At 73.7% G+C, this 25,266-nt stretch carries 23 protein-coding genes; 3 read left to right on the top strand and 20 right to left on the bottom strand.

Translation table 11 applies throughout. The annotated features are described in order from the left end of the window. Positions 1–70: 70 nt before the first annotated feature. Positions 71–1,357, top strand: a complete 1,287-nt coding sequence (locus MNY60_RS02910; protein ID WP_242333848.1) for an Hsp70 family protein — start codon at positions 71–73, stop codon at positions 1,355–1,357. Positions 1,358–1,612: 255 nt separating this feature from the next. Continuing rightward, a complete protein-coding gene (locus MNY60_RS02905) occupies positions 1,613–2,791 on the top strand; it encodes a sensor histidine kinase KdpD (RefSeq protein WP_242353490.1) in 1,179 nt (392 codons plus the stop codon). Here the strand turns inward: MNY60_RS02905 and MNY60_RS02900 are convergent, their stop codons facing one another. The 14 genes from MNY60_RS02900 to guaB all read right to left on the bottom strand — a co-directional run bounded on the left by MNY60_RS02900 (position 2,792) and on the right by guaB (position 18,156). Further along, a complete protein-coding gene (locus MNY60_RS02900) occupies positions 2,792–3,631 on the bottom strand; it encodes a metal ABC transporter permease (RefSeq protein ID WP_242353488.1) in 840 nt (279 codons plus the stop codon). Then, a complete protein-coding gene (locus tag MNY60_RS02895) occupies positions 3,628–4,404 on the bottom strand; it encodes a metal ABC transporter ATP-binding protein (protein WP_242333856.1) in 777 nt (258 codons plus the stop codon). Before MNY60_RS02895 ends, MNY60_RS02900 begins: the two co-directional genes overlap by 4 nt. Next, positions 4,401–5,300 (bottom strand): metal ABC transporter substrate-binding protein, encoded by a 900-nt coding sequence (locus tag MNY60_RS02890; RefSeq protein WP_242360015.1) that lies wholly within the window; start codon positions 5,298–5,300, stop codon positions 4,401–4,403. Before MNY60_RS02890 ends, MNY60_RS02895 begins: the two co-directional genes overlap by 4 nt. Positions 5,301–5,309: 9 nt before the next feature. Further along, positions 5,310–6,623: a hypothetical protein gene (locus tag MNY60_RS02885; protein ID WP_242360014.1), complete on the bottom strand. Its 1,314-nt coding sequence runs from the start codon at positions 6,621–6,623 to the stop codon at positions 5,310–5,312. Between the two features lie 103 nt (positions 6,624–6,726). Continuing rightward, positions 6,727–6,993, bottom strand: coding sequence for a hypothetical protein (locus tag MNY60_RS02880; protein WP_242333864.1), 267 nt, complete (start codon positions 6,991–6,993; stop codon positions 6,727–6,729). An 80-nt stretch (positions 6,994–7,073) separates the two neighbouring features. Then, on the bottom strand, positions 7,074–8,246 hold the full coding sequence (locus MNY60_RS02875; protein ID WP_242360013.1) for a CaiB/BaiF CoA-transferase family protein: 1,173 nt from the start codon (positions 8,244–8,246) through the stop codon (positions 7,074–7,076). Positions 8,247–8,248: 2 nt separating this feature from the next. After that, positions 8,249–8,584, bottom strand: a complete 336-nt coding sequence (locus MNY60_RS02870) for an SCP2 sterol-binding domain-containing protein (protein WP_242333870.1) — start codon at positions 8,582–8,584, stop codon at positions 8,249–8,251. 98 nt (positions 8,585–8,682) lie between these two features. Continuing rightward, positions 8,683–9,078, bottom strand: coding sequence for a response regulator (locus tag MNY60_RS02865; protein WP_242333872.1), 396 nt, complete (start codon positions 9,076–9,078; stop codon positions 8,683–8,685). Between the two features lie 88 nt (positions 9,079–9,166). Beyond that, positions 9,167–10,981, bottom strand: coding sequence for a long-chain fatty acid--CoA ligase (locus tag MNY60_RS02860; protein ID WP_242333875.1), 1,815 nt, complete (start codon positions 10,979–10,981; stop codon positions 9,167–9,169). Between the two features lie 10 nt (positions 10,982–10,991). Then, positions 10,992–11,807: a tetratricopeptide repeat protein gene (locus tag MNY60_RS02855; protein WP_242333878.1), complete on the bottom strand. Its 816-nt coding sequence runs from the start codon at positions 11,805–11,807 to the stop codon at positions 10,992–10,994. A 32-nt stretch (positions 11,808–11,839) separates the two neighbouring features. Continuing rightward, positions 11,840–13,069: a hypothetical protein gene (locus MNY60_RS02850; RefSeq protein ID WP_242360012.1), complete on the bottom strand. Its 1,230-nt coding sequence runs from the start codon at positions 13,067–13,069 to the stop codon at positions 11,840–11,842. After that, positions 13,066–14,859, bottom strand: coding sequence for a hypothetical protein (locus MNY60_RS02845; protein WP_242333884.1), 1,794 nt, complete (start codon positions 14,857–14,859; stop codon positions 13,066–13,068). The genes MNY60_RS02850 and MNY60_RS02845 overlap by 4 nt, the downstream gene beginning before the upstream one ends. A 159-nt stretch (positions 14,860–15,018) precedes the next feature. Further along, positions 15,019–16,575, bottom strand: coding sequence for a glutamine-hydrolyzing GMP synthase (gene guaA, locus MNY60_RS02840; RefSeq protein ID WP_242360011.1), 1,557 nt, complete (start codon positions 16,573–16,575; stop codon positions 15,019–15,021). Between the two features lie 117 nt (positions 16,576–16,692). Then, complete coding sequence (gene guaB, locus MNY60_RS02835) at positions 16,693–18,156, bottom strand: IMP dehydrogenase (RefSeq protein ID WP_242333890.1); 1,464 nt, start codon at positions 18,154–18,156, stop codon at positions 16,693–16,695. A 237-nt stretch (positions 18,157–18,393) separates the two neighbouring features. Between guaB and MNY60_RS02830 the strand changes: the two genes are divergently transcribed. Continuing rightward, positions 18,394–20,709, top strand: coding sequence for a TIGR02266 family protein (locus MNY60_RS02830; RefSeq protein WP_242333894.1), 2,316 nt, complete (start codon positions 18,394–18,396; stop codon positions 20,707–20,709). Between the two features lie 23 nt (positions 20,710–20,732). Here the strand turns inward: MNY60_RS02830 and MNY60_RS02825 are convergent, their stop codons facing one another. From MNY60_RS02825 to MNY60_RS02800, 6 genes are all read right to left on the bottom strand, one after another. Continuing rightward, on the bottom strand, positions 20,733–21,413 hold the full coding sequence (locus MNY60_RS02825; protein ID WP_242333897.1) for a DedA family protein: 681 nt from the start codon (positions 21,411–21,413) through the stop codon (positions 20,733–20,735). Between the two features lie 167 nt (positions 21,414–21,580). Then, positions 21,581–22,039, bottom strand: a complete 459-nt coding sequence (locus MNY60_RS02820; RefSeq protein ID WP_242333899.1) for a cyclic nucleotide-binding domain-containing protein — start codon at positions 22,037–22,039, stop codon at positions 21,581–21,583. Next, the gene (locus MNY60_RS02815) at positions 22,036–22,563 is read right to left on the bottom strand and encodes a gamma carbonic anhydrase family protein (protein WP_242360010.1); all 528 of its coding nucleotides are present in this window, start codon (positions 22,561–22,563) and stop codon (positions 22,036–22,038) included. The genes MNY60_RS02820 and MNY60_RS02815 overlap by 4 nt, the downstream gene beginning before the upstream one ends. Beyond that, positions 22,563–22,961 carry a VanZ family protein gene (locus MNY60_RS02810; RefSeq protein ID WP_242333905.1) on the bottom strand — a complete coding sequence of 133 codons (399 nt, stop codon included), beginning with the start codon at positions 22,959–22,961 and terminating at the stop codon, positions 22,563–22,565. The genes MNY60_RS02815 and MNY60_RS02810 overlap by 1 nt, the downstream gene beginning before the upstream one ends. Then, the gene (miaB, locus tag MNY60_RS02805; protein ID WP_242360009.1) at positions 22,958–24,340 is read right to left on the bottom strand and encodes a tRNA (N6-isopentenyl adenosine(37)-C2)-methylthiotransferase MiaB; all 1,383 of its coding nucleotides are present in this window, start codon (positions 24,338–24,340) and stop codon (positions 22,958–22,960) included. The genes MNY60_RS02810 and miaB overlap by 4 nt, the downstream gene beginning before the upstream one ends. 45 nt (positions 24,341–24,385) lie before the next feature. Then, positions 24,386–25,266 (bottom strand): TonB C-terminal domain-containing protein (locus MNY60_RS02800; protein ID WP_242360008.1); only part of this gene is annotated, 881 nt, incomplete at its 5' end.

Here is a 25,266-nt window from a genome sequence, read left to right as displayed (position 1 = left end):
CTGGCCGGGCGTCCGGCGGACGCGGGTCGGAAGAGACGAGGTCGCCGCGGCGGGCGCGCCGGAGAGCCGCATGCCCCATCTTCCGACGCTCTACGCCATCGACTTCGGCACGAGCAACTCGCTCCTCGCCGCCGCGAACGGGGATCGGGTGTTCGACCCGGTGCCGCTCGATCCCGACGCGTCCGATCCGACGATCCTGCGGAGCATCCTCTGCTTCCCCGACGCCGGCGGGGTGTTCGTAGGCGGCGAGGCGCTTCGCCAGTTCGTCGAGCACGGCGGCGAAGCCCGCCTGCTGCGCTCCATCAAGCACCACCTCGGCTCGCGATCCTTCCGCGGGACGATCCTCCGCGGGCGCCTCGTCTCCGCGGAGGAGCTGGTCGCCGCCCTGCTGCGCCACATGCGCGTGCGGGCCGACGCGCACTTCGGGACGGAGGTGCGGCGGGCGCTCCTGGGGCGCCCGGTCCACTTCGACGGAGAGGACGACGCCTTCGCCGAGGCCCGGCTCCGCAAGGCGGCGGAGCTCGCCGGCTTCGAGGAGGTCCACTTCCTGCCCGAGCCGGTCGCCGCGGCGCGCGCGTTCGGCGCCGCCGCGCAGCGCGAGGAGCTGGCGCTGATCGGCGACTTCGGCGGCGGCACCTCGGACTTCACCGTGCTCCGCATCGGGCCCCGCGCGCTCGAGCGAGGCGACGTGCTCGCCGTGGGCGGCGTGGCGGTCGCGGGCGACGCGCTCGACGCTTCGCTGATGCGGGCACAGGTCGGCCGGCACTTCGGCGCGGAGGTGCAGTACCGGGCGCCGTTCGGGAACAACGTCCTGCGGATGCCTCGGGGGATCGTGCAGCACCTCTGCTCCCCCGCGCACCTGTCGATCCTCCAGCGGCGCGACATCGCCAGCTTCCTCGCCGACGTGCGGCGGTGGTCGCTCTCCGAGGACGATCGCCGCTCCATGGATCAGCTCGCGATCCTCGTGGAGGACACGCAGGGCTTCCATCTGTTCGAGGCGATCGAGCGCGCGAAGCGCACGCTCTCCTCGGCGACGAAGTCCGAGATCGTGTTCTCCTACCCTGGCATCGAGGTGCGGGAGCGGGTCACGCGCGCGGGCTTCGAGGAGGCGAGCGGCCGGGAGGTGGACGCGATCCTGGGCAGCCTGGACGAGACGGTGCGCGCGGCCGGGGTGGAGCCCGCGGACATCGGCGTCGTCTGCTGCACCGGCGGCACCGCGAAGGTCCCCCGGATCGCCGCCGAGATCCGCCGCCGGCTGCCCGCGGCGCGCATGGAGCAGTTCAAGGGCTTCCACTCCGTGGTGGAGGGTCTCGCGCAGGAGGCGCGTGAGGTGGCGCGGCGCGGCCGCGACGCCTGAGCACGCTTCTCCATCCGCTACAGAGGTGACCGGAGACCGCCAGGGTAGCGCCACCGCCATTTCGCCGCGTACCGCAGGCTCCGCGCATCGCCGGCACGCTCGTCCGGTCCTCCGCCGGGGGCAGACCTCTCAAGGGATCGGTCATGACCCCCGACGGACCGCATAGGACCGCGGTGCCCTCCGAGCTCTGCGACCTCCGCCCCTCCGAGCGCTCGGCCGCCGCAGCGAGCCGCGAGTACGTCCGGGAGTGATCGCGTGCTCGCCGAGTTCCGCGCCATCGCAGAGCTCTTGCCGGACGCGCTCCTGCTCGTCTCGCGCGCGGGGGTGGTGCTCGGGGCCAACGAGGCCGCGGGCGAGCGGCTCGGCGCACCCGTCGCGGCGCTCGAGGGGCGAGCGCTCGTGGAGCTCGCCGGCGATCCCTCGCTCGCCGAGCTCGTGGCAAGCTGGCTGCGATCGACCGGACCGCTCCCCGGCGCGTTCACGCTCGCGGGGCGCGCCGAGCGGGTGCGCTGCGAGGGAGCGCGGCTGCCCGGGCCGGAGGCGCTCCTCCTCCTCCGCCTCGTCGCCCCGGAGCAGCCCGGCAACTTCGCCCTTCCGTCGGAGAAGCTCGCCGCGCTGAACCGCGAGGCGCTCCACCGCCACACCGCCGAGGCGCAGCGCGAGCGGCTCATCGACGAGCTGAACCGCGCGGTCCGGCTCTCCGAGACGTTCGTCGCCGTGCTCGGCCATGATCTCCGCAACCCGCTCGGCGCGGTCGTCGCCGGCGCGACGCTCGCGCTCAGGCGCAGCGAGGACGCGAAGGTGCGCGGCCACCTCGAGCGCGTGCTCCGCAGCGCCCGGCGCATGGCGCGCATGGTCGAGCAGCTCCTCGACGTCTCCCGCGTCCGGCTCGGCCGCGGGATCCCGCTCACGCGGGCCGAGATCGACCTCTGCGAGCTCGTCCGGCAGGCGGCGGCCGAGACCGAGCCCTCCCACCGGCAGCACCGCTTCGACCTGCGGCTCCCCCCGCGGTGCGAGGGAGACTGGGATCGCGATAGGCTCGCCCAGGTCCTCTCGAACCTGCTCGCCAACGCGTGCGAGCACTCGGAGGCGGAAGCCGTCGTGACGGTCGAGCTTCGCGCCAGCTCGACGAGCGCCTCGGTGGCGGTCCACAACCCCGGGCCGGCGATCCCGCCCGAGCTCCTCCCCTCCGTCTTCGACGCCTTCGCGAGCGGCGCGGAGGGCCGTGGCCTCGGCCTCGGGCTCCACATCGCGCGCGAGATCGCGCAGGCGCACGGCGGCGACATCGCGGTCGAGTCGGCGCCCGACCGCGGCACCACCTTCACGGTCACCCTGCCCCGCCGCTCCGCCGGGGCCACGGCGCGCACGATGACGCCGCTGCCCCAGCTCCTCGACGACGCGGCCGGCCCGGGCCGCGCCGGCGGGGCCCGCTGATCACCGCGCGAGGCGCCGCAGCGCGGCGGGCGCCGCGAGGAACGCGGCGAGCGCGACCATCGTCGCGCCGGTGGGGAGCTCCCAGATCCAGGAGAGGACGTACCCTCCCGCCGCCGCCACCACGCCGAGCGCCGCCGCGAGCGGGAAGGCGACGCGGAAGCGCGCCCCGAGGAGCAGCGCCCCCGCCGCGGGCAGCGTGAGGAACGCGAAGACCGGCAGCGCCCCGAGCGCCCTCGCCGTGACCGGGATGGCGAGGCCGATGGTGAGGAACAGCACCGAGTCCCACAGCTGCACGCGCATCCCCACCGCCTGCGCCGTCTCCGCGTCGAACGACGTGAACGCGAGCTCCTTCGCGAAGAGCTGGTGGACCACGGTGCAGAGCACCGCCACCCCGGCGATGACCGCGAGGTCGCTCGCCGGCACCGCCACCGCGTTGCCGAAGACCATCCCGCCGAGATCGTGCGCGGCGTGCACGAGGCGGCTCGCGCCGAGGACCACGAGCGCCGACGACACCACCCAGGCCGTGCCGACGGTCGCCTCGGCGGGGAGCCGGCGCGACCGGAGCGCGCCGAGCACGAGCGCGCCCACCACCGAGAACGTGATCGCGACGAGCAGCTGCTCGGAGGCGTGCTCGGTCTCGATGTGGAACCGCTCCTCGGCGAGGAGCGTCGCGACGAGGCCCAGCGTCGAGAGCTGCGTGAGGGCCGCCGAGACGAACACCGTGCGCCGGAGGACGACGTACACCCCGAGCGCGCCGAGGAGCGCGCCCGCGACGACGGACGCGGCGAGCGGGACCTGCCAGATCTCGCGCGCGGCGAGGAACTCCTGGAGCGCGCTCACGGGAGCACCTCCTCGCCGTTCGAGGAGAGCGGGTACACGAGCCGCCGCCCCGCCTCCTCGCGCACCGCCACCGCGCGGCCGTAGAGCGCGCCGAGCGCGTCCGGGCGGAGCATCTCGTCGAGGCTGCCCACCCGGAACAGCCTCCGGTCCTTGTCCACGAACGCGAGCGCGCGGGCGTAGTTGGCCACCGCCTCGAGGCGGTGCGAGACCATCACGATCGTGAGCGCGCCGTTGCGCTGCAGCTCCCGCAGCAGGTCCATGAGGCCCAGCTCGGCGGCGGGATCCATGCCGCTCGTGGGCTCGTCGAGCGCGAGGAGCTCGGGATCGGCGACCAGCGCCCGCGCGATGAGCGTGCGCTGGCGCTGTCCGCCCGAGAGCTCGCCGAAGCGCTTCTCCGCGAGGTGCTCCACGCCCACGCGGGAGAGCGCGCGCCGGGCCTCTTCCCGGTCGGCGCGGCGGGGCCGCCGCCAGGGCCCGAGGACCGGCACGCGGCCCATCAGCGTCACCTCCCCCGCCGTGAAGGGCCAGATGGTGTCCACGTGCTCGCGCTGCGGCACGTAGCCGACGCGCAGCCCCTCCCGCCGCACCACGCGGCCCGCCACCGGAGCGTGGGCGCCGAGCAGGGTCCGGAGGAGCGTCGTCTTCCCGCCGCCGTTCGGGCCGACCACCGCCAGGAACTCGCCCGGTCCGACGGCGAGGTCGAGCCCCTGGAGGAGCGGCCGGCGGCCGTACCCGATCGCCGCGCCCTCGAGGCGCACGAGCGCGCCGCTCATCGCGCCGCCCCGGCCACGCGCGTGACGAGCATGTCCACGTACTTCTCGTAGCCGTCGAGCCCGGGCTCGCCCCCGACGTCGCCGGGGATCTGCACCACCTTGGCGCCGGAGTACTTCGCCACGACGTCCGCCGACCGCCGGTCGTAGTAGTTCTCGAGCACGATCGCCTTCACCCCCTCGCGCTTCGCCAGGCCGACGAGGTCGGCGAGGTGCGCGGGCGGCGGCGGGACGCCGGGGCGGGGCTCGAGCTCGCCCACCGACTGCAGCCCCGTCCACTCGAGGAAGTAGGGCAGCGTCCGGTGCTGGGTGATGATCTTCCGCCCCTTCACGGGCGCGAGCGCCGCCTGCCAGCGTGGGATCGCCGCCTCGATCCTGCCGCGGAACGCGGCGAGGTTCTTCTGGTAGCGATCGGCGCCGCCGGGATCCAGCGCCGCGAGCCGCCCGGCGATCGCCTCCGCGACCTTCAGCGCGCGGCGCGGATCGGTGAGGAAGTGCGGGTTGCCGCCGGGGTGGAGGTCGCCGCGGCTGCGGTCGACGACGCCGGTCGGCACGTCGAGCACCTGGATCACGCTCGCGGCGGTGAGCCGCCGCGGGCCGCCGGGCTGGATCTGGGCGTTCCGGGACTGGTTCACGAGCGGCGGCAGCCAGCCGATCTCGAGGTCGAGGCCGACGTCCACGAGGAGGTCGGCGTTCCGGAGCTTCACCGCGAGGATCGGGTTCGCGTCCACGAAGTGCGGGTCCTGCACGCCGCGGGAGAGGCTCTCCACGCGGGCGCGATCGCCGCCGACCTCGCGCGCGAGCGCGGCGAGCCCCTCGGTGGTGGCGACGACCTTGGGCTCGGCGGTGGCGAGCGAGGGCAGGAGCAGGGCGAGCGATGCGAGCAGCGAGGTGCGCATGGTGATCTCCTAGAACGGGTGCGCGCCGTGCGCGCCGATGCCGAACTCGAGCTGGACGAGCGTCTCGAGGCCGTCCTGTCCGCCCGGCCGCCGGTCGTACGCGACCTGCAGCCGGAGCCGCTGGAACTCCGAGGGGAGCCAGGCGGCGAGCGCGGCCACGCGCTGCTCGGTCCCGGGCTCCGCCTCCCCTGCCGACGGCGCCCACTCGTAGCGCGCGCCGTAGCCGAAGTAGCTCCCCTGCCGCCAGAACGCCTGCGCCCAGCCGCCGGTGTCCGTGCCGCGCGGCGCGTCCGGGACGCCGCGAAAGCGGCGCGCGTACAGCTCGCCGGAGACCGCGAGGTAGGACCGGCTCTCGAGCGGGCGGAAGCGCAGGTACAGATCCACGCCGCCGAGGTCGCGGAACGCTCCGCCGCCCGGCTCGTCCCGGCGCGCCGCGGAGAGCCCGACGCCGAGCGTCGCCGTCGCCGCGAGCGGGAAGAACTGCTCGACGCGCGCGATGCCGGTGAGCGCCTCGGCCTCCCCGGCCCCGGGCGCCGTGCTCTGGGCAGCGAGGTGGAGCGTCGCGAACCAGGGCAGGGGCGCGAGCCAGCTCGCGTCCACGCCCGGGCCCGAGAGCACCTCGTCGGCGAGGAGCCGCGAGCGCGCGAGCGGCGCGTCCACGAACTCCCAGACGTGCGGGTGCTGCTGGTTCTGGCGACCGAAGGGGCTGAAGAGCTTTCCCGCGCGGAGCTGCAGGCCGGCGGGGAGCGAGAGCGTCGTCAGGTACGCCTCCTCCACGTCGGCGCCCTCCGGCGTGAACGAGACGAACGCGTCGGCGCGCGCGTAGGGATCCACGACGGCCTGGAGCCCGAGCTCGAGCTCCTGGAACTGGAAGCCCGGCTTGTCCGCCGGGCCGAAGGGCCCCGAGCGCGGGGAGAGCTTCCCGATGTCGTAGGTCCCGAAGGTCGCGGCGCCGCTGCCGATGGCGCTCACGTCGGGCAGGAGCAGCACGCGCGCGTAGCGGGCCGCGTCGGAGGGCGCGGCGCCCGCCGTACCCGGGGCGGCCGCCCCGCCCTGGCCCGGGGTCTCCCCGCCGCCGGCCGCCGGCTGCCCGCTCGAAGCGGGCGCACCGCCCAGCTCGCGCGTGATGTCCTCCTCGAGCTTCTTCTTCTCCGCCTCGGACTGCCCGGCGGGTGCTCCGGGAGGCCCCTGCGGCGCGCGCGCCGGCGGACTCGCCTCACCGCTCGCCGCGCCGGTCGAAGCTGCCGGCGTCTCCTGCGCGCCGCCTTGCTGCGGCAGCGCGAGGACTGCGGCGAGCACGCTCGCCGCGATCGTCGTTCTCATGTCGTCCTGCTCCCGGGCGCGCGAGGCGCCCCTGGCCCGTCGTCACGGCTGCGCGACGCACCCCTGGTGAATGGGGCGGCCGCGGTTCGCGAAAGGCAACCGGCTACGCGGGGACGGGAGGGGACTGACCGGGGACTGCGCCGAGCGGAGCGCCGGCCAGAGGCGGGAGCCCGGGCGGGAGGATCACCTCGCCCGTGACCAGCGGCGAGGGCCTGAGCTCGGGGGTGGCGCGGGTCGCGACGTCGCCGATGCGCGAGACGCACACCGCGCACGGGTGCCCGCCGCTCCCGGGGTCCTCGAGGTGGACGTGCGGCGCGATCGCCGTGAGCGCCAGGTAGGCCGCGAGGGCCGCGGCGATGAGCGCGCGCATCGGCGGGAGAGGATGTTCGGGCGACCGGGGTGCTGTCAAGCCAATCGCCCGGACGCCCGGACGGGCCGCGGGCAGTGTCGTCACGGACCGAGCGCGCCGGCCGCCCGCAACGACGCGAGCTCCTCCTCGGAGAAGCCGGCCTCGCGCAGCACCGCCTCGCCGTGCTCGCCCATCCGCGGCGCCGGCCTCCGGGGCGCCTCCTCACCGCGGAGCCGCACCGGCGTCGCGACGCCGCGGATCGCCCTGCCCTCCCACGGCGTCGGCACCTCGACGAACGCGCCGCGCGCGGCGAGGTGCGGATCGGAGCAGGGCTCGTCGCCCTCCAGCACCGGCGCGACGCACACGTCGTGCGCCGCCGCGAAGGCCGCCCACTCGTCGCGCGTCCGCGCCGCGAAGATCGCCTCCAGCTCGGCGCGCGGGCCCGCGCCGCCGCCCTCGAGCTGGCGCGGCCCGAGCTCCGGCCGCCCGACCGCCTCGCAGAACGCCGCGAAGAACTTCGGCTCGAGCGCGCCGAGCGCCACGAAGTGCCCGTCCTTCGTGCGGTACACGCCGTACGTGGCCGCGCCGCCGGAGAGCAGCTCCCGCCCCCGGACGGTCGGCGCGCCGCGCGCCCAGGCCAGGGCGAGCGGGAGCGTCATGAGGGCGAGCGCGCCCTCCGCCATCGACACGTCCACGTGAGCGCCCTCCCCGGACGCCGCGCGCCGGACGAGCGCCGCGAGGATGCCCGCCACCGCGGGCCAGGCCCCGCCGGCGAGATCGGCGATCTGCACACCCGGCAGGACGGGCCGCTCCGGCTCGCCGTTCAGCCCGAGCACGCCCGCGAGGGCGCAGTAGTCCACGTCGTGCCCGGCCCGCCCGGCGTACGGGCCGTCCTGGCCGTAGCCGGTGATCGAGCACAGCACGAGGCGCGGGCTCGCGGCGCGGAGCGCGGCGTAGCCGAGGCCCATGCGGTCGAGGACGCCGGGGCGGTAGGACTCGACCACCACGTCGGCGCGGGCCGCGAGCCGCAGGAACGCGGCCACGCCCTCGGGGCGGCGCAGGTCGAGGGCGAGCGAACGCTTGTTGCGGTTGAGCGCGTGGAACGCGCCGGAGGCCTCGCCGGCGAGCGGCGGGAGCGAGCGGAGGGCGTCGCCGTCCGGCGGGGCCTCGATCTTCACCACGTCGGCGCCGAGATCCGCGAGGACGAGCGTCGCGAACGGCCCCGGGAGCAGCCGGGACAGATCGAGAACGCGGAGTCCCTCGAGCGGCGGCACCGCTACAGGATCTGCTGGAGCTTCATCGCGAGGCCCATGTCGCCCTGGATCTTGAGCTTGCCGGACATGAAGGCCATCTGCGCGTTGAGCTTGCCGTTCACGATGTTCAGGAAGTCGGCGTCGGTGGCGGCCACCGTGCACTTCGCGTTCGGTGCGTGCCCCTCGGCGACCCGGCCGCCCGGCGCCGTGCAGTCCACCGTCCAGACGCCACCGCCCGGGCCCGAGATGTTGAACTGGTACACGGCGCTGATCTTCTGCACCACGTCCGGCTTCGCCTGGAAGCGACCCGGGATGTGGCGCTCGAACACGTCCTTCACGCTCGTCACTTGCTCGGCCATCGGGCGGGGCCTCCTCGGCGCGCACCGATTCGGAAATCGGCGCGGCGTCGATGATACGTATTGGCCCGCGGAAGGGCTGTCAAGCGAGGGCTGCAGCGCTACGGGCGAGGGCGGGCGCGGAGCACGTCGGCCACGGCGGAGGTGAGCGCGTCGGGATCGACGGGCTTGATGAGCACCGCGTCGACCTCCCGCCCGCGCGCTCTCGCGATGTCGTCGCGCTCCGCCCAGCCCGTGACGATCACCACCGGGACCGTGGGGGCGATGGACTTCGCGGCCTTCGCCATCTCGAGCCCGCCCATCCCGGGCATGCCGACGTCGGTGACGACGACGTCGATCGAGTGCTCGGAGAGCGTCTTCAGCCCTTCCTGACCGCTCGCGGCCGGAAGCACCACGTAGCCCGACGCCTCGAGGACCTCGGCCATCAGCTCCCGGTTGTCGTCGTCGTCCTCGACGAGGAGGACTCGAAGGCCGCTCTGGTCCACCTGGCCCCCCATGGGTTGGCTCGGCCCCCGCTGACCTGGTGCCGGCGACAGTAGAGCAATGCTCCCCCCGGGCGCGAGCGCCCGTGGGGGGGAGCCCCGGCTACTCCAAGTAGAACGAGTCGAGGAGGTCCTTGTAGTTCTGCGTGACGACCTTGCGCTTGACCTTGAGCGTGGGCGTCAGCTCCCCCGACTCCTGCGTGAAGTCCCGCGGCACGATCGCGAACTTCTTGATGGTGGAGTAGCTCGCCTGCTTGGCGTTGAGCGCGTCGATCGCCTTCTGGATCTGGGCGCGCACGCGCGGGTCCTCGTGGAGCGCGGCGCCCGCCGGGACGCCGGCGTCGGTCGCCCACTTGCGGGCGTTCTCCTCGTTGAGCGCGACGAGCGCCGAGAGGAACTTCCGCTTGTCGCCGTGCACCATCACCTGCGAGACGAGCGGCTCCGTCTTGAGCTCGTTCTCGAGGTTCTGCGGCGCGACGTTCTTCCCGCCCGCCGTGACGATGATGTCCTTCTTGCGGTCGGTGATCCGGAGGTGGCCCGCCTCGTCGAGGTAGCCGATGTCCCCCGTGTACAGCCAGCCATCCCGCAGCACCTCCGCGGTCGCCGCCGGGGCGTTGTAGTACCCCTTCATCACGCCGGCGCCCTTCACGAGGATCTCGCCGTCGTCCGCGATCCGCACCTCGGTCCCGGGCACCGGCGGCCCGACCGTGCCGATCCGGTTCTCGCCCGGGCGGTTCACGAACGTGCCGGCGGACGACTCGGTGAGGCCGTAGCCCTCGAGGATGGTGAAGCCGAGCACGCCGAAGAAGTGGGCGATCTTCGGGGAGAGCGGCGCGCCGCCGGACACGAAGAGGCGCATGCGCCCGCCGAACTTCTCGTTGAGCGCGTGCGTGAGCTTCGGGAACACCAGCTTCTTGCCCACGAGGAAGCCGAAGGACGAGTAGCTCTTCCCCTGCTCGGCCGCGGTCGCGTACTGCTCGAAGCTCTCCATGGCGAGCTGGAAGAGCTTGCCCTTGAGGCCCGGCGTCGCGAGGCCCTTCGAGATGACCGTGTTGTAGGCCTTCTCGAAGATGCGCGGCACGGAGGGCATCACCGTCGGCCGCACCTCCGAGGCGTTGTCGAGGATCTTCTCGAGCGACTCCACGAACGCGCAGGTCGCGCCCGTGGCGAACCAGACGGCCTCGATGACCTTCGCGAACGAGTGCGCCATCGGCAGGAACATGAGGACGAGGTCGTCCGGGCCGATGAGCCGGATCTGCTCGATCGCATACCCCTCGTAGACCCAGTTGCCGTGGGTGAGGACGACGCCCTTCGGGTTGCCGGTCGTGCCGGAGGTGTAGATGAAGCTCGCCGGCGCGTCCGGGCCGACCACCGCGAGGCGGGCGGCGTGCGCGTCGGGGTTCGCGCGCCGCCACTCCGCGCCCGAGCGCTCCAGGTCCGCGAGCGTGCGCTCGAACGGATCCGCCGCGATCCCGGTCGCGCGGATGATGCCCTCGAGGGCGGGCAGCTTGCCCCGCACGTCGCGGATCTTCGCGACCTGCACGTCGGTGTCGCAGAAGACGAAGCGCGCCCCGGAGTCGGCCAGGATGTACTGGCACTCGGCGGCCTTGTTCGACTGGTAGATCGTGACCGTGATCCCCGCGGCGCCGAGGATGCCCAGATCGGCGAGGATCCACTCGATGTTGGTCTCGCCGATGATCGCCACCCGGTCTCCGGGGTGGAGCCCGATGGCGGCGAGGCCGTCGGCGACGTCGCGTGCCCGGCGGGCGAGGTCCGCCCAGGAGACCTCCTGCCAGCGCCCCTCGCGCTTCATCTTCACGGCGGTGCGATCGGCGCGCGCCTTCGCCTGCGCCTCGAACAGCGCGACCAGGTTGCGCGCGGCGGGCGACCCCGTCTTCAGCTCGGCCTCGGCGATCATCGCGTTCTCCTCACTCGGCGAGCTTGCGGCGGGCGATCCCCTGCCAGCGCCGCTCCTCGGCTTCGTCATAGCGTCCGGGCGCGTCCGCGGCAGCCTTCTCGAGCTGCTCGCGCGCCTCGCGCTTCCGCCCCTGCTTGCGGTAGGTGTCCGCGAGGTAGACGCGCGCGCGGACGTTGTCCGGGTTGCGCCCGAGCGCGTCCTTGAGCGCCCGCTCGGACTTTCGCGCGTCGTACTTGGGCCAGGGCAGCTCGTACCAGAAGCGGCCCCAGGCGGTCTGGATGGCGCCTCCCCCGAACCCGGGGTCGATCTTCTCGGCGTGCGAGAGCCGGTCCTTGAACTTCCCCTCCAGGCCCTCGCGCAGCGCGCGCAGGATGCCGAGCCCCAGCGCGTACTGCCCCATGCCCGCGGCCGCGTAGTTCCATCCCTCGACGCGCGCCGGGTTCGCCCGGATCGCCCGCTCGCCGTAGTCCCAGGCGCGCTTGCCGAGCCGCGTCTGCTCGTCCTTCGGCAGCGAGGGATCGTCCGCGAGCCAGACCTCGAGGCGCGCCCGCCGCCAGAGCACCTCGTAGTCCTCGGGCCCGAGGCGCTCCGCCTCGTCGAGCGCGGCGCCCACGGCCGCGAGCTCGGCGGGATCCGCGCGGCGGACGTACGCGGCGTCGGCGCGCGCGACGAGCGACGCGAGCGTCTGACTCGACGCAGCGGCCGCCGGTCCTGCCGGGGCGGCCGAGGAGAGCGCGGTCGCGAGAACGAGCGCGAGGGCGGGGACCATGAACGAGTTGTTGCACACCCGCGCCCGGCCGCGCAGGCTCCGGACGGAGGTCTTCACGATCCGTCACCCGGCGGGTGCGGATGACCCGGTCAGCCGGCGCAGATCAGCTGGAGCTGCACGCGATCGCCCTGCTGGAGCCGGCACGCGTTCTGGAACGTGACGGTCGCGGGGCGCCCCGAGAGGGGGGGCGTGTAGACCGCGCCGGCAGTGGCCGCCTCGGCCGTACCGTCGAGCGCGACCGTGCAAGGGATGGTCTCGAGCCCCGCGCGATCCACTCCGACCGCGAGCATGCGCCAGTCCGCGGGGGTCCCCTGGAGCGGCACCGACTGGGCGACGAGCAGGCCGGCGATGTCCTCGAGGATGCTCTTGAAGCTCGCGTCGCAGATGGAGCCGGTCCGGGTCCGCACGCTCCCGAGCGCGCTCGCGAGCTCCGTGAAGCGGAGCCCGCCGTCGAGCGCGGTCCCGCACACGTCGTTCGCGCAGGTGGCGCACGACGGCTCACCGCTCGCCGGGTCCACGCCGACGATGGATGCGACCACGACCTCCCGGCGCTCTCCGTCGATCGGGTCGCGGAGGAAGGTCACGACGTCGCCGATCGAGTCGAGGCTCGAGGCCTTGAAGCCCGGGTTGTGGCAGTCGACGTCGTCGACGGCGAAGGGCGCGGCCGTGTCGGAGCAGTCGTCCTCGTCGGAGACGAAGACGACCGCGAGCCGCGCCCCGCTCCGCAGGAACCCGGCGTTCGTGCCGTCCGCGATGCGATCGGAGAGCGCCAGGCGCGCCGCGCGGAACGGCTGCTCCTTGAACGTGCCGTAGGTGCCGACCCGCACGTTCGCCTTGAAGTCGTCGACGAGCGAGGGCGAGGAGGCGGTGAGGATGCGCGTCCCCTCGAAGCCCGTGCCGGACTTCCAGAGGATGTCGCCCGGCACCGCCACCCCGGGGGAGCTCTGCTGGATGGCGATGAGCGCGCCGTCCGGGAACGGCTTCCCCGTGGCCGGGCCGCTCGTGTACGCCTGGCCGCTGGTGGCGGTGGCGCCGTAGTCCTCGACCGACGTGGAGGTGATCCCGATCTGGAACTCGTTCGCCACGGGCGCGGCGACGAGCGCGGTGATGAACGCGTTCAGGTTGTCGCGCAGGTTCGTCTGCTCCTCGTCCATCGAGATCGAGTCGTCGATGACGAAGAGGATGTCCGTCTTCACCGCCGCCGGAACGACCTGCGTCGACTCGCAGCGGGTGACCGCCTGCGAGGGCACCTGCTCGCAGGCGGCGAGCGCGAGCGCGCCCACCGCGAGGAGCGAGCCGGCGCGGGCCGCCCGGCTCACGGCTGGCACTCCAGCGCCGTCGAGCCAGGCGCGCAGCACACGCAGGTGCCGCGGCCGGTCCCGGGCGGCGTGTAGCAGCCCCAGTCCTCGACCCGACCGCCGAGCGCCTGTTGGCATTCGGTGCGGGTCGTGCAGCCGCTCCGCGGGTTCAGGGCGATGTAGTCGGCGGAGTAGGTCTCGCCCGGATCGGCCTCGCAGTTGTTCGTCGCATGGTTGATGTAGATGAACGTCGAGACCGCGACCGCGTCGCCGGCGTCCTTGGTGGCGGTGAACCACCAGTCGCACCGCACCGCGGCGCCGGTCGCGTCCTTGCAGAGGTTCTGGTCCTGCGCCGCGGCGAACGCCGTGCCGGCAGGCGCGGGCCCGTTGCAGGTCTTCCTCGGCTGGCCGTTCGCCTTGGCGATCCGGAGCAGCGCGATCTGGCCCTCGGCGGGCTCGGTATTCAGCTCCAGGCCTGCGGGCGGCTTCAGGATGTCGGCGACCGACTCGAGGAGCGTGCCGAAGTCCGGGTCGCACACCGAGCCCGTGATGACGTCCGCGCCCTTGCCGCGCAGCGCGTGGGCGGCGTCGAGGAGCCGGTTGCCGGGAGCCTGGGCGCCGCAGTTCGCAGAGCCGCAGGCGCAGTCGGTCTGGCAGCAGAGCCCCGCGGTGCACGAGTCCCCCGAGCAGGAGGTCTGCGCCGCCGGCAGGATGAACGCCGCGCCGAGCGGGCGGCCGAGGCTCGCGAAGTAGTCCACGATCTCGCCGACCCCGAACTCCTTCTTCTTGGTCGGGTCCGTCGACTCGTAGTCGCGCACGCAGGCGTCGGCGCCGGTCGGATCCGCGCGCATGACGATGCCCGCGCTGGCGTCGTTGGGGGAAGAGCAGTCGTCCTCGTCGCCGACGAACACGAGCACGAGCTTCGAGTCCTTGCGCGGCCACTCCGCCGGCGCCGTCGCGTTCGTCCCGTCCCACGCCGGGGCGCCCGACATCGTGTACGCGTCCTTCTGCTGTCCCCCGAGCGCCTTCTGCAGCGCGAGCCGCGCCGCCTGGAGCGCTTGCTCCTGGCCGGAGCCGCAGGTGCCGACGATCACGTTTCCGCCGACGCTCGTGCCGCCGACGAACCAGTCGATGAGCTGCTGCCGCGTGAAGCCCTGGCGGTTCTTCGCTCCCGCGCCGTAGAGCTCCTTGTCGAAGTGCAGGACGCGCGGGTTGCCGTGCCAGCCCACGAAGTCGCCCTGCGGGTAGCGGGCGCCCTCCACCGCGACTCCGACCGGGCTCTGCTGGCTCGTGCAGAAGGAGAAGTCGTAGGTGTGCGTGAGCTGCCCGCAGCCCGCGGCGCCGTTGGCGCCGAGCTGGTCGGCGAGCACGCTCGTCTCGCGGGTGCACTTCACCACCTGCCCGTCGTCCCCGAGCAACGGGGTGCCCGACGAGTTCACGCAGGTCCCCGCCTGGCACGTGTACGCGAAGGAGCTCCCGTACTCCGGGTTCCAGAACACCGACGTCGTGGTGACCGCGATGTGGAAGTCGATCGGCAAGCGCCCGGCCGCCGCGCGCTCCGCGTTGAACTGATCGATCCTGGAGACGAACCGGGTGAAGTTCTGGGCGAGCTTCGCCTGCTCGGCTGCCATCGACCCGGAGTCGTCCACGACGAACAGGATGTCCGCCGACGAGAGATCCGAGAGCGTGACGCGCTCGTTGCCGGGCTGCACCAGGCAGTGGCCGACGGGGTTGAAGTTGTAGTCCTGACACCCGGCCGCCGCGAGCATTGCCAGCGGGGCGAGCGCGCGGACCGCGGACGATCGCGCCATCTTGGAAGCCTCCGATCCGGCGGGATGATAGCCCTCTGCCGCCAGCCGGCAAACTAAGGAAGCGAGCAACCTCGCGCCTACACCGGCGACCGGGTGGGCGCGCCGCGCCTCCTCTGCGAGGCGAGGCCCCGGCGGTGCCGGGGCGCTTCCCGGCGCGCGCTACTCCCACTCGATCGTGGCGGGCGGCTTCGAGGAGATGTCGTACACGACGCGGTTGATGCCGCGGACCTCGTTGATGATGCGCGAGGACATGCGCCCGAGGAGGTCGTAGGGCAGGCGCGCCCAGTCGCCGGTCATGCCGTCCGTCGACTCGATGGCGCGGATGGCGCAGGTGGCCTCGTAGGTGCGCTCGTCGCCCATGACGCCGACGCTGCGCACCGGGAGGAGCACCGCGAACCCCTGCCAGAGCTTCTCGTAGAGGCCGGCCGCGCGGATCTCCTCCTGGACGATGGTGTCCGCCCTGCGGAGCACGGCGAGCCGCTCCTCGGTGACCTCGCCGAGCACGCGGATGGCGAGCCCCGGGCCGGGGAACGGCTGGCGCTGGACGATGTGCGGCGGCAGCCCGAGCTCGATCCCGAGCCGGCGCACCTCGTCCTTGAAGAGCTCGCGCAGGGGCTCGACGAGCCCGAGCTTCATCACCTCGGGGAGGCCGCCGACGTTGTGGTGGCTCTTGATGGTGGCGGACGGTCCCTTGAAGGAGACCGACTCGATGACGTCGGGGTAGAGCGTGCCCTGGACGAGGAACTGGGCGCGCTCGCCGCCGGCGGCGAGGCCCTCCACCTGCTCCTCGAACACCGCGATGAACTCGCGGCCGATGATCTTGCGCTTTTGCTCGGGGTCGGTGACGCCGGCGAGCTTCGCGAGGAAGCGCTTGGAGGCGTCCACGGTCACGAGCGGCAGGTGGAACATCCGCCCGAAGACCTCCTCGACCTGGGCGCGCTCGCCGGCGCGGAGCACGCCGTTGTCCACGAAGATGCAGCGGAGCCGGTCGCCGATGGCGCGGTGGACGAGGAGCGCCGCGACGGCGGAGTCCACGCCGCCCGAGAGCGCGCAGAGGACGTGGCCGTCCTTCACCTGGGCGCGGATCTGCTCGACCGCGATCTCCACGTAGGCCCGCATCGACCAGCTGCCGGAGCAGCCGCACACGCGGTAGGCGAAGTTGCGGAGGATGTCCTTGCCGAGCGGCGTGTGGACCACCTCGGGGTGGAACTGCACGCCGAAGAAGCGCCGGCGGCGGTCCTCGACGGCGGCGAACGGCGCCGAGGACGTCGCGGCGATGGGCTCGAACCCGGGCGGCAGCGCCTCGACGCGGTCGCCGTGGCTCATCCAGACGTCGAGCTTGCGCGGCAGCCCCTCGAACAGCTCCGCGCCCTCGCGCGTCTCGATGGTCGCCGGGCCGAACTCGCGGTGCGCGGCCTTGTCCACGCGCCCGCCCAGCTCATGGGCGAGGAGCTGGAGGCCGTAGCAGATCCCGAGGACGGGGACGCCCAGCTCGAAGGCGAGCCGGTCGGCGCGCGGGCTGCCCTCGGCGAGCACCGACATCGGCCCGCCGGAGAGGACCACGCCCCGGGGCGCGAACGCGCGCATCGCCTCGGGCTTCATCGTGCACGGGTGGATCTCGCAGTAGACGCCGAGCTCGCGCAGCCTGCGCGCGATGAGCTGCGTGTACTGCGACCCGAAGTCGAGGATGAGGATCTTCTCTGCGTGGATGTCCAACGCGGGCCTCCGGCTCCGACGTCAAAGACCGCTCGCCTCGCCGCCTGTCGGGTGCGAGCGGCAAAAGCCGCGCTGCGCCGGCTCGTGGTCCGACAGGCTCACCACGAGCGGAGGGAATCAGTCCGCCCGGTAGTTCGGCGCTTCCTTCTCGATGATGACGTCGTGCACGTGGCTCTCGCGCAGGCCGGAGGTGGAGATCCGCACGAAGCGCGGCTTCACCCGCAGCTCCGCGATCGCCTTGCAGCCGAGGTAGCCCATGCCGCTGCGCAGGCCGCCCACGAGCTGGAAGAGCGTCATCTCGACGGTGCCCTTGTACGGCACCCGCCCCTCGATGCCCTCGGGCACGAGCTTGTCGGCGTCCGAGACCTCGGCCTGGAAGTAGCGGTCCTTGGAGCCCTGCTTCATCGCGCCGAGCGAGCCCATGCCCCGGTACGACTTGTAGCTGCGGCCCTGGTAGAGGATCACGTCGCCGGGCGCCTCCTCGGTGCCCGCGAGCAGGGACCCGATCATCACGCTCGACGCGCCGGCCGCGATGGCCTTCACGAGGTCGCCCGAGAACTTCACGCCGCCGTCGGAGATGACCGGCACGCCGTACTTCTCGGCGGCGCGGGTGCAGTCGTCCACCGCGGTGATCTGGGGGACGCCGACGCCGGAGACCACGCGCGTCGTGCAGATGGAGCCGGGGCCCACGCCGACCTTCACCGCGTCCACCCCCGCCTTGCAGAGCGCCTCGGCGGCCTCGGCGGTCGCCACGTTGCCGGCGACGAGCTCGACGTTCTTGAAGTTCGTCTTGGTCGCCCGCACCGCCTCGAGGACGTCCCGGTGCGCGCCGTGGGCGGTGTCGATGGCGATGACGTCCACGCCCGCCTTGAGGAGGGCCTGGATCCGCTGCTCGCGATCGGCCCCCACCCCCACCGCCGCGCCGCAGAGGAGCCGGCCGAGCTTGTCCTTGGCGGCGTTCGGGTGCTTCTGGATCTTCTCGATGTCCTTGATGGTGACGAGGCCGCGCAGCTCGAACGCCTCGTTCACGACGAGGAGCTTCTCGATCCGGTGCCGGTGGAGGAGCTCCTTCGCCTCCTCGATCGTCACGCCCTCGCGGGCGGTGACGAGGTCCTTCGTCATCACCTGCTCGACGCGCTGCTCGAGGTTCTTCTCGAAGCGGAGGTCGCGGTTCGTGAGGATGCCGACCAGCCGGCCCTTCTGGACGACGGGGATGCCGCTGATCCCGTTCTCGCGCATGAGCGCGACGGCGCGGTGGATGGGCGCCTCGGGCTCGATCGTGATCGGGTCCCCGACCACCGCCGACTCGTACTTCTTGACCTTGTGGACCTCGGCCGCCTGCTGCTCGACGGTGAGGTTCTTGTGGACGAAGCCGAGCCCGCCCGAGGAGGCCATCGCGATGGCCATCCGCGCCTCGGTCACCGTGTCCATGGCGGCCGAGACGATCGGGATGTTGAGCTGGAGGTTGCGGGTGAAGCGCGTCGACGTCTCGACCGACTTCGGGAGGACGTCGGATTCCGCGGGGAGCAGCAGGACGTCGTCGAACGTCAGCGCGAGGCGGAGGTCGTCGCGGTTGAGCATGGGGACGTATAATCGAGCGCGCTCGGACCGGTCAAGACGCCCGGTTCCCCTACGGATCCGGCGGGAGCGGGCCGGGCGCGGGTCACCCCGGCGCGAGGGGCCGGCGCTCGACGCCCGCGCGCCTCGCCCCCAGCGCCTCGGGAGGTGCGCGGGGGCCCACACACGCCGCGCGGACGCTGCGCCGCAGGGTGAACACCCGCTTGCCCGCCCGTCCGCCGGAAGACGATAATCGCCGCGGTGGAGGGGCCACACGACAAGCGCGGCGGGGGCCGCACGCCGGTGGGCCTCGCCGTCCGGCTCTCCTACGGCACCATCGACGAGCTCGTGGAGCGCTTCGCGGTGAACATCTCCCGCGGCGGCGTGTTCATCCGCACGCGCGCGCCCAGGCCGGTCGGCACCCGGCTCGCCCTGGAGCTCCGGCTCTCCGGCGGCGAGGCGGCGATCCGGGGCGAGGGCGTCGTGCGCTGGATCCAGGCCGAGGATCCGGCGGCTCATCCGCGCCGCGCGCCGGGCATGGGCGTGCAGTTCACGAGGCTCGACGACGCCTCGCGGGCGCTCGTCGAGCGGATGGTGGAGCTGAAGGAGCGCCGCGGCGTCGCCCCCGGCGTGATCGCCCCCGCGCCCATCGCCGCCCGGCCGGACGGGACCCCCGCCCCCACGCGCGCGCCCGATGCGGCGCTCCCGACGGCGCTCCCCACGCCGCCCCCACCGTCCGCGCCGCCGGTGCTCACGCCCCTCCCCGCCGCGCCCTCGCCCGCCCAGGCGGACCTCGCCGCGAGCCACCGGGTGGAGCAGCTCCAGGCCGGACCGGCGCGCATCGACCTCGGCCTCCCGGACGCGCCGCGGCCGGTCACCCGCCCCTCGCGCGCGATCATCGGGATCGACCTCGGGACGTCCAACTCGTGCGCGGCGGTCGTGAAGGACGGGCGGCCGTACGTGATCCCCTCGCGCGAGGGGCACGCCACCGTGCCTTCGATCGTCGGGCTCAACGCGCGCCAGCGCGTCGTCGTCGGTCACCTGGCGAGGTCGCAGCTCCTCACGAACCCCAAGACGACCGTCTCGGGCGCGAAGCGCCTCATCGGGCGGGCCTGGGACACGCCGCTCGTGCAGGAGATCCGCGAGAAGTACCCCTACGAGATCGTGCCCGGCGACGAGGGCCTCGCGGCGGTGCGGCTCGGGCCCGAGACCGTCTCGCTCGAGCAGATCTCCGCGCTCGTGCTGGGAGAGGTCCGCGACGTCGCGCAGAACCACCTCCGCGAGGAGGTGAACCGCGCGGTCGTCACCGTGCCCGCGTACTACAACGAGCGGCAGCGCGCTGCGGTCCGCCACGCGGCGGCGCTCGCGGGGATCCAGGTCGAGCGCATCCTGAACGAGCCGACCGCGGCCGCGCTCGCGTACGCCTACGGCCGTCACCTGAACCAGCGCGTCCTCGTCTACGACCTCGGCGGCGGGACGTTCGACGCCTCCGTGCTCGAGCTGTCCGACAACGTCTACGAGGTCGTCTCGACCGGCGGCGACACCTTCCTCGGAGGGGTGGACTTCGACGACCGGATCGTCGAGCGGCTCCTCGCGATCTGGGAGGAGCGGACGGGTGCGCCCTTCCCGGACGACCGCGTCGCGCTCTCCCGCCTCGTCGACGCCGCCGAGCGCGCCAAGTGCGCGCTCTCCGAGCGCGCCGAGTTCCCGGTGAGCCTGCCCTTCCTCGCCCTGCGCGACGGCGCGCCCGTCGCGCTCGAGGCGGTGCTCACCCGCGACGAGATCGTCGCGCTGGTCGAGCCGCTCGTCGACCGCACCCTCGACGTGTGCCGGGAGGTGCTCCTCGCGAAGGGGCTCGGGACGAAGGACATCGACGAGGTGCTGCTCGTCGGCGGGCAGTCGCGGATGCCGCTCGTGCACCGGAAGGTGGCGGCGTTCTTCGGCCGCCCGCCCTCGCACGCGGTCCACCCCGACGAGGCCGTCGCCCTCGGCGCGGCGCTCCTCGCCCACTCGCTCGGCAGCGCCGAGGGGGTGGTCCTCATCGACGTGCTGCCGATGTCGATCGGCATCGGCCTGCCCGGCGGCCGCGTGAAGACCATCATCGAGCGGAACACGCCCCTCCCCGCCCGCAAGCAGTACGGGCTCACGACGACGCGCGACGGGCAGACCGAGTTCGAGCTCGCCGTCTTCCAGGGCGAGAGCCGCGCGGCGTCGGAGTGCGAGTACCTGGGGACCCTCCGGCTCGAGGGGCTCCCGCCCGGCCCGCGCGGCATGGTCAAGATCGCGGTCAGCTTCGAGCTCGGGCCGGAGTGCCTGCTCACCGTCACCGCGCGCGAGCTCAACACCGGCCGCGAGGTGCAGGCGGTGATGTCGGCGGGCGAGGGGGCGGAGGCGGCGCGGCGCAAGCTCGAGCAGGGCGGCGGGGCGGACGCGGCGCGGGCGCAGACCGGGAACTTCCCGGCGCCCGGGAGCCTGGCCGCGGGCGCTGCGGATCCCGCCGTCGCGGCGGCGAGCGCCGGCGGCGCGCTCGGCGGCCTCTTCCGGAGGATCTTCGGCCGGCGCCCGGAAGCGCGCTAGAGCCTCGAGTCCGGTCGGTTCCGCTACTCCCGCTCCGCCTCGGACGCCAGGGCGGGCGGGGCGGAGCGACGTCCTTGCGCCCATCGGAAGACGAGGGCGAGGAGCACGACGAGGACGCCGAGCAGGATGTAGTTCGAGAATCTCCCGGCGACGCGGGTCGCGGCGTGCAGGTCGGAGCCGAACCAGAAGCCGACGCAGACCCACAGCGGCGCGGAGACGAGCGCCGCGACGCCGTCGAAGAGCAGGAACTCCCAGTACGGCATGCGGGCGTGGCCGACGGTGAAGAAGGTCGGCGCGCGCAGGCCGGGCAGGAAGCGCGCGAACATCACGACCACGTTGCCGCGCGTCCGCACCTTCCGCTCCACGAGCTGGAGCTTCTCCGGCGTGATGAGCCGGCGGAGCGGGCGGAAGTCGGCGATGCGCGCCCCGAACCGCCGCCCCGCGAAGAAGATCACCGAGTCGCCGGCGAGGATGCCGCCGAGCCCCATCACGATCATCGTGAGGAGGCCCTCGTCGTGGAGCATCCCGGAGAAGGTCGCGTGGCTCAGATCGGACGCGAGCCAGGCGAGGACGCCGGCGGTCACGAGGACCACGTCCTCGGGCATCGGCAGGCCGAACCCGCAGAGGACCAGCATGACGAAGACGACGCCGTAGCCGACGTGGAGGGAGTGGCCTCCCAGGATGGCGACCAGGCGTTCGAGCATGCGGCCTTCCGTTCTCCCCGAATTACCCCGAAACCGCCCGAGCGTCACGCGCTAGCCGCGCGGCGCGCGCCTCGATATCGCGGGACCCCCGACGAGAACGATGCGCGCGCCCCGGCGCTTCCCGCCCGCTCGCCCGGAGGGCGGGCAGGGAGGCAGCCCGCGCGTCCCTAGCTCATACGACGGGCGGCGAGCTCCCGGAGGGCGTCGCGGTTCTCCGCGACCTTCTCGGCGAGATCGCCGCCGATGGCCAGCGCGAGCTTCAGGCAGGCCTGCGGCTTCTGGGGCTGCAGCCGCACGAAGTCGCGCTGCGTGATCTCCACCACCTCGCAGGCGGTCCCGGCGACCGCGGACACGAGCCGGACGCTCCGGCCGAGCAGCGCGAGCTCCCCGAGGTGCTCGCCCGCGCCGAGCACGGCGAGCTCCTTCTCGCCCTCGGGCGTGCGCTGCGTGACGCGGACGGTGCCGGACTTCACGATGAAGAGCGACTCGCCGACCATGTTCTCGACGAAGAGCGGCGTGCCCGCCGGGATCGCCTTCTCGAGCGCGATGCCGGCGAAGATCCTGAGGCCCGTCTCGGTGAAGTCCTTGAAGAGCGCCGCGCGCCGGAGCGCCTCGAACGCCGTCATCCCCCACCCCCCTCGCCGCGGTAGCTCGCGGCGTACCCCGCGTACCGCTCCGCAGAGGTCCGGAGGAAGGCGCGCTCCTCCGGCGTGAGCTCGCGGCGCGGCCGCGCCGGCGAGCCCAGCACGAGCGTGCCCGGCGGCACGATGGTCCCGGGCGAGACGAGCGCCCCCGCGCCGACCATCGCGTCGGGGCCCACCACCGCGCCGTCCATGACGATCGCGCCGATGCCGACGAGGCAGCGCTCGCGGATGGTGCACCCGTGCAGCACCGCGCGGTGACCCACGGTCACGTCGTCGCCGATGACGGTCGGGTGCGTCCCCGAGGTGACGTGGACGACGGTGAGGTCCTGCAGGTTGGTGCGCGCGCCGATGCGCACGTGGTTCACGTCGCCGCGGACCACCGTGCCGAACCAGATCGACGAGCCCTCGCCGATCTCCACGTCCCCGACCACGACCGCGTTCTCCGCCACGAACACGGATCCGTGCAGGCGGGGCGCCCGCCCGGCGTACGGCGCGATGATCGGCATCAGCCGTCGATGCTAGCCCGCGCACCTACACGCCGCAAGATGACCGCCGCCACCGCCGCGCCTGCCGCGACGCCGAGCGCATCGGCCGCGAGGTCGAGGAGATCGGGCGAGCGGTTCGGCACGAAGGCCTGGTGCCACTCGTCGGACGCCCCGTACGCGGTCCCCAGCGCGATGGCGAGCCCGAGCGGCACCCAGGCCGGGAGCCGCCACCCGCCGAGCGCCGCGCGCACGAGCGCGCCGAGCACCGCGTACGCGGAGGCGTGCAGGAGCTTGTCGTGCTCGAAGAGGCCCTGCGGCAGCTCGGGGAACGGGTGCGACTGGGAGGACGCCCAGAAGATGAGCGCGGCCCAGGCGACCGCCCCCGCGGCGAACAGCGCCGTGCGCGGGCGCGCGGTCACGCGAGCGTACCGGAGAGCGAGCTCCCGCCGGCGCGCGTGATGCGCGCGTGGACGAGCGCGCCGGTCGGCGCGGCCTGCTCGTCGGCAGCGAGGTGGACGACGGTGTTCTCGGGCGTGCGTCCGAGGCGCTCGCCCGGCTCGTCGGAGGGTCCCTCGACGAGGACCTCGACCACCTTCCCGAGCGCGGCCGCGAGCGCCTCCGCGGCGATGCGGCGCTGCGCGCCCTGGAGCCGCTCGAGCCGCTCGACCGCCACCGCGCGCGGGACCTCCTGCCACTCGGGCCCGGAGCCGAGGCGCAGGCCCGCGACCGTCTTCGGGCGCGGGCTGAAGAGGAAGCTGAAGCTCTGCTCGAAGCGCGCGCGCTCGAGGAGCGCGAGCGAGCCCTCGAAGTCCGCGTCGGTCTCGCCGGGGAAGCCGACGATGAAGTCGGTGGTGACGGCGATGCCGGGGCGGGCGGCGCGCAGACGATCGAAGCGGTCGAGGTACTCCGCGACCGTGTAGTCGCGGCGCATGCGGGCGAGGACGGGATCCGAGCCCGCCTGCACCGGCAGGTGGAAGTGGGGCATGACCTTGGGCTCGTCGCGGAACACCTCCACGAGCGCGTCGGAGAGGTCGTGCGGGTGACTCGTGGTGAAGCGGATCCGCGCGATCCCCGTCACGGCCGCCACGCGGCGGAGCAGCTCCGCGAAGGTGCAGCCGCCCGCGTAGGAGTTCACGTTCTGGCCGATGAGCGTCACCTCGCGCACGCCCACCTCGGCGAGCGCCGCGCACTCGGCCACGATCTCCGGGAACGCGCGCGACACCTCGCGGCCGCGGGTGTGCGGCACGATGCAGAACGCGCAGACGTTGTCGCAGCCCTTCATGGCGGTGACGAACGCGGTGGGCCGGCCGCGCGCGGCCTCGGGGTCCGCCTGCGGGAACACGTAGTCGTGCGAGTCCATCCAGCCCGTCTCGGCGAACCGCTCGCGCTCCGCCCGGGCGACCATCTCCGGGAGCTTGCCGATGTTGTCCGGGCCGAAGACGAAGTCCACGTACGGCACGCGCGCGAGGAGCCGGTCCTTCTCCTGCTGCGCGACGCAGCCGGACACCGCGATGAGCGCGCCGCGCCGCGCCTTCACCTCGCGGTAGCGCCCCAGGGCCGACAGGAGCTTCTGCTCCGCCTTCTCGCGCACCGCGCAGGTGTTGAGGAGGATGAGGTCCGCGTCTTCCGCGGTGTCGGCGCGCTCGAACGCGTGGCGGCCGAGGAGCTCGACCATCCGGTCGGAGTCCGACGCGTTCATCTGGCAGCCGAAGGTGTGGACGTACACCTTGCGGGGGGCGGCCGGGCGATCGCCGGGCGCGGAGGGGGCCTTGCGGGAGAGCGAGACGAGGTCGGACACGCGGGCGGAAACTAAGGAAGACCGGGGCGCGGAGTCAACCGGCGGCTATCCGCCCTCGCGCACCGCGACGAGCTCGATCCGGCTCTTCGCCTTCCGCTTCAGGGGGTAGACGAAGCCCTTCGGCTTGAAGTTCGCGTCGAAGGCCACGCCCGCGACGGGGACGGGCGGGATGACCGAGAGCTCGGTGACGAACGCCCACTCCGTCGTCGTGCCCGCGAGCCGGCGCGAGGGCGAGCGGCCGATGAGCCCCCGCGCCTGCGCGAGCGCGAGGCGGTCGTGGGCGGGGTTCCCGCTCGACGCGACGACCCTCGCTTCCGTGACGACGCCGTCGCCGTCCTCGGTCACCGCGACCACCGTGACGAGCGCCTTCGACCACGCGAGCCCCTTGCCGCCCGTCGCGGCGAGCGCGTCGATCCCCGCGACGAGGGACTCGCGCTCCCGGTCGCCCTCCGCCGCGGCGTGCACCGTGGCGTCCGTCCCCGGCGCGACGCGCCCGGGGGCGTCGGGTCCGTTCTCGAACGGCCGCCCCGAGCGGCCGTAGGCCTCGGCGGCACCGAGGTAGGCGCCGGCGGTGTCCGCGAGGAGGTCGCGAGTCCCCTGCCCGCCTCCGCGCAGCACGCCGAAGTCCGGCGCGAACCCGCCAGCGAGCGCGTCCCGGAGGTCCATCCACGACGCGTCGGGGTAGCGCGCGAGATCGCGCGCGCGCATCTCGGCGAGCATGCCGTCCACGCGCCGCTTCGCGCGCGCGGCGGGCGCCTCCTCGCCGTCGCCGCCGCCCGGGGAGAAGAGCGACGCCGGGGGCGAGACCGCGAGCGCCTCCCGCCCGGCCGGCGCGCGCTCCGCGCCGAGCCCCTGCGCCTCGAACCAGCCGCGCGCCGCGGCGGCGTCGCCGGGCGGGAGCTCGCCCTGCGTCGCTGGCGGCGCCC

Source organism: Anaeromyxobacter sp. SG17, assembly GCF_022690695.1.
GTDB classification, from domain to species: Bacteria; Myxococcota; Myxococcia; order Myxococcales; family Anaeromyxobacteraceae; genus Anaeromyxobacter; species Anaeromyxobacter soli.
This window is presented reverse-complemented; position numbering and strand designations above follow the sequence as displayed.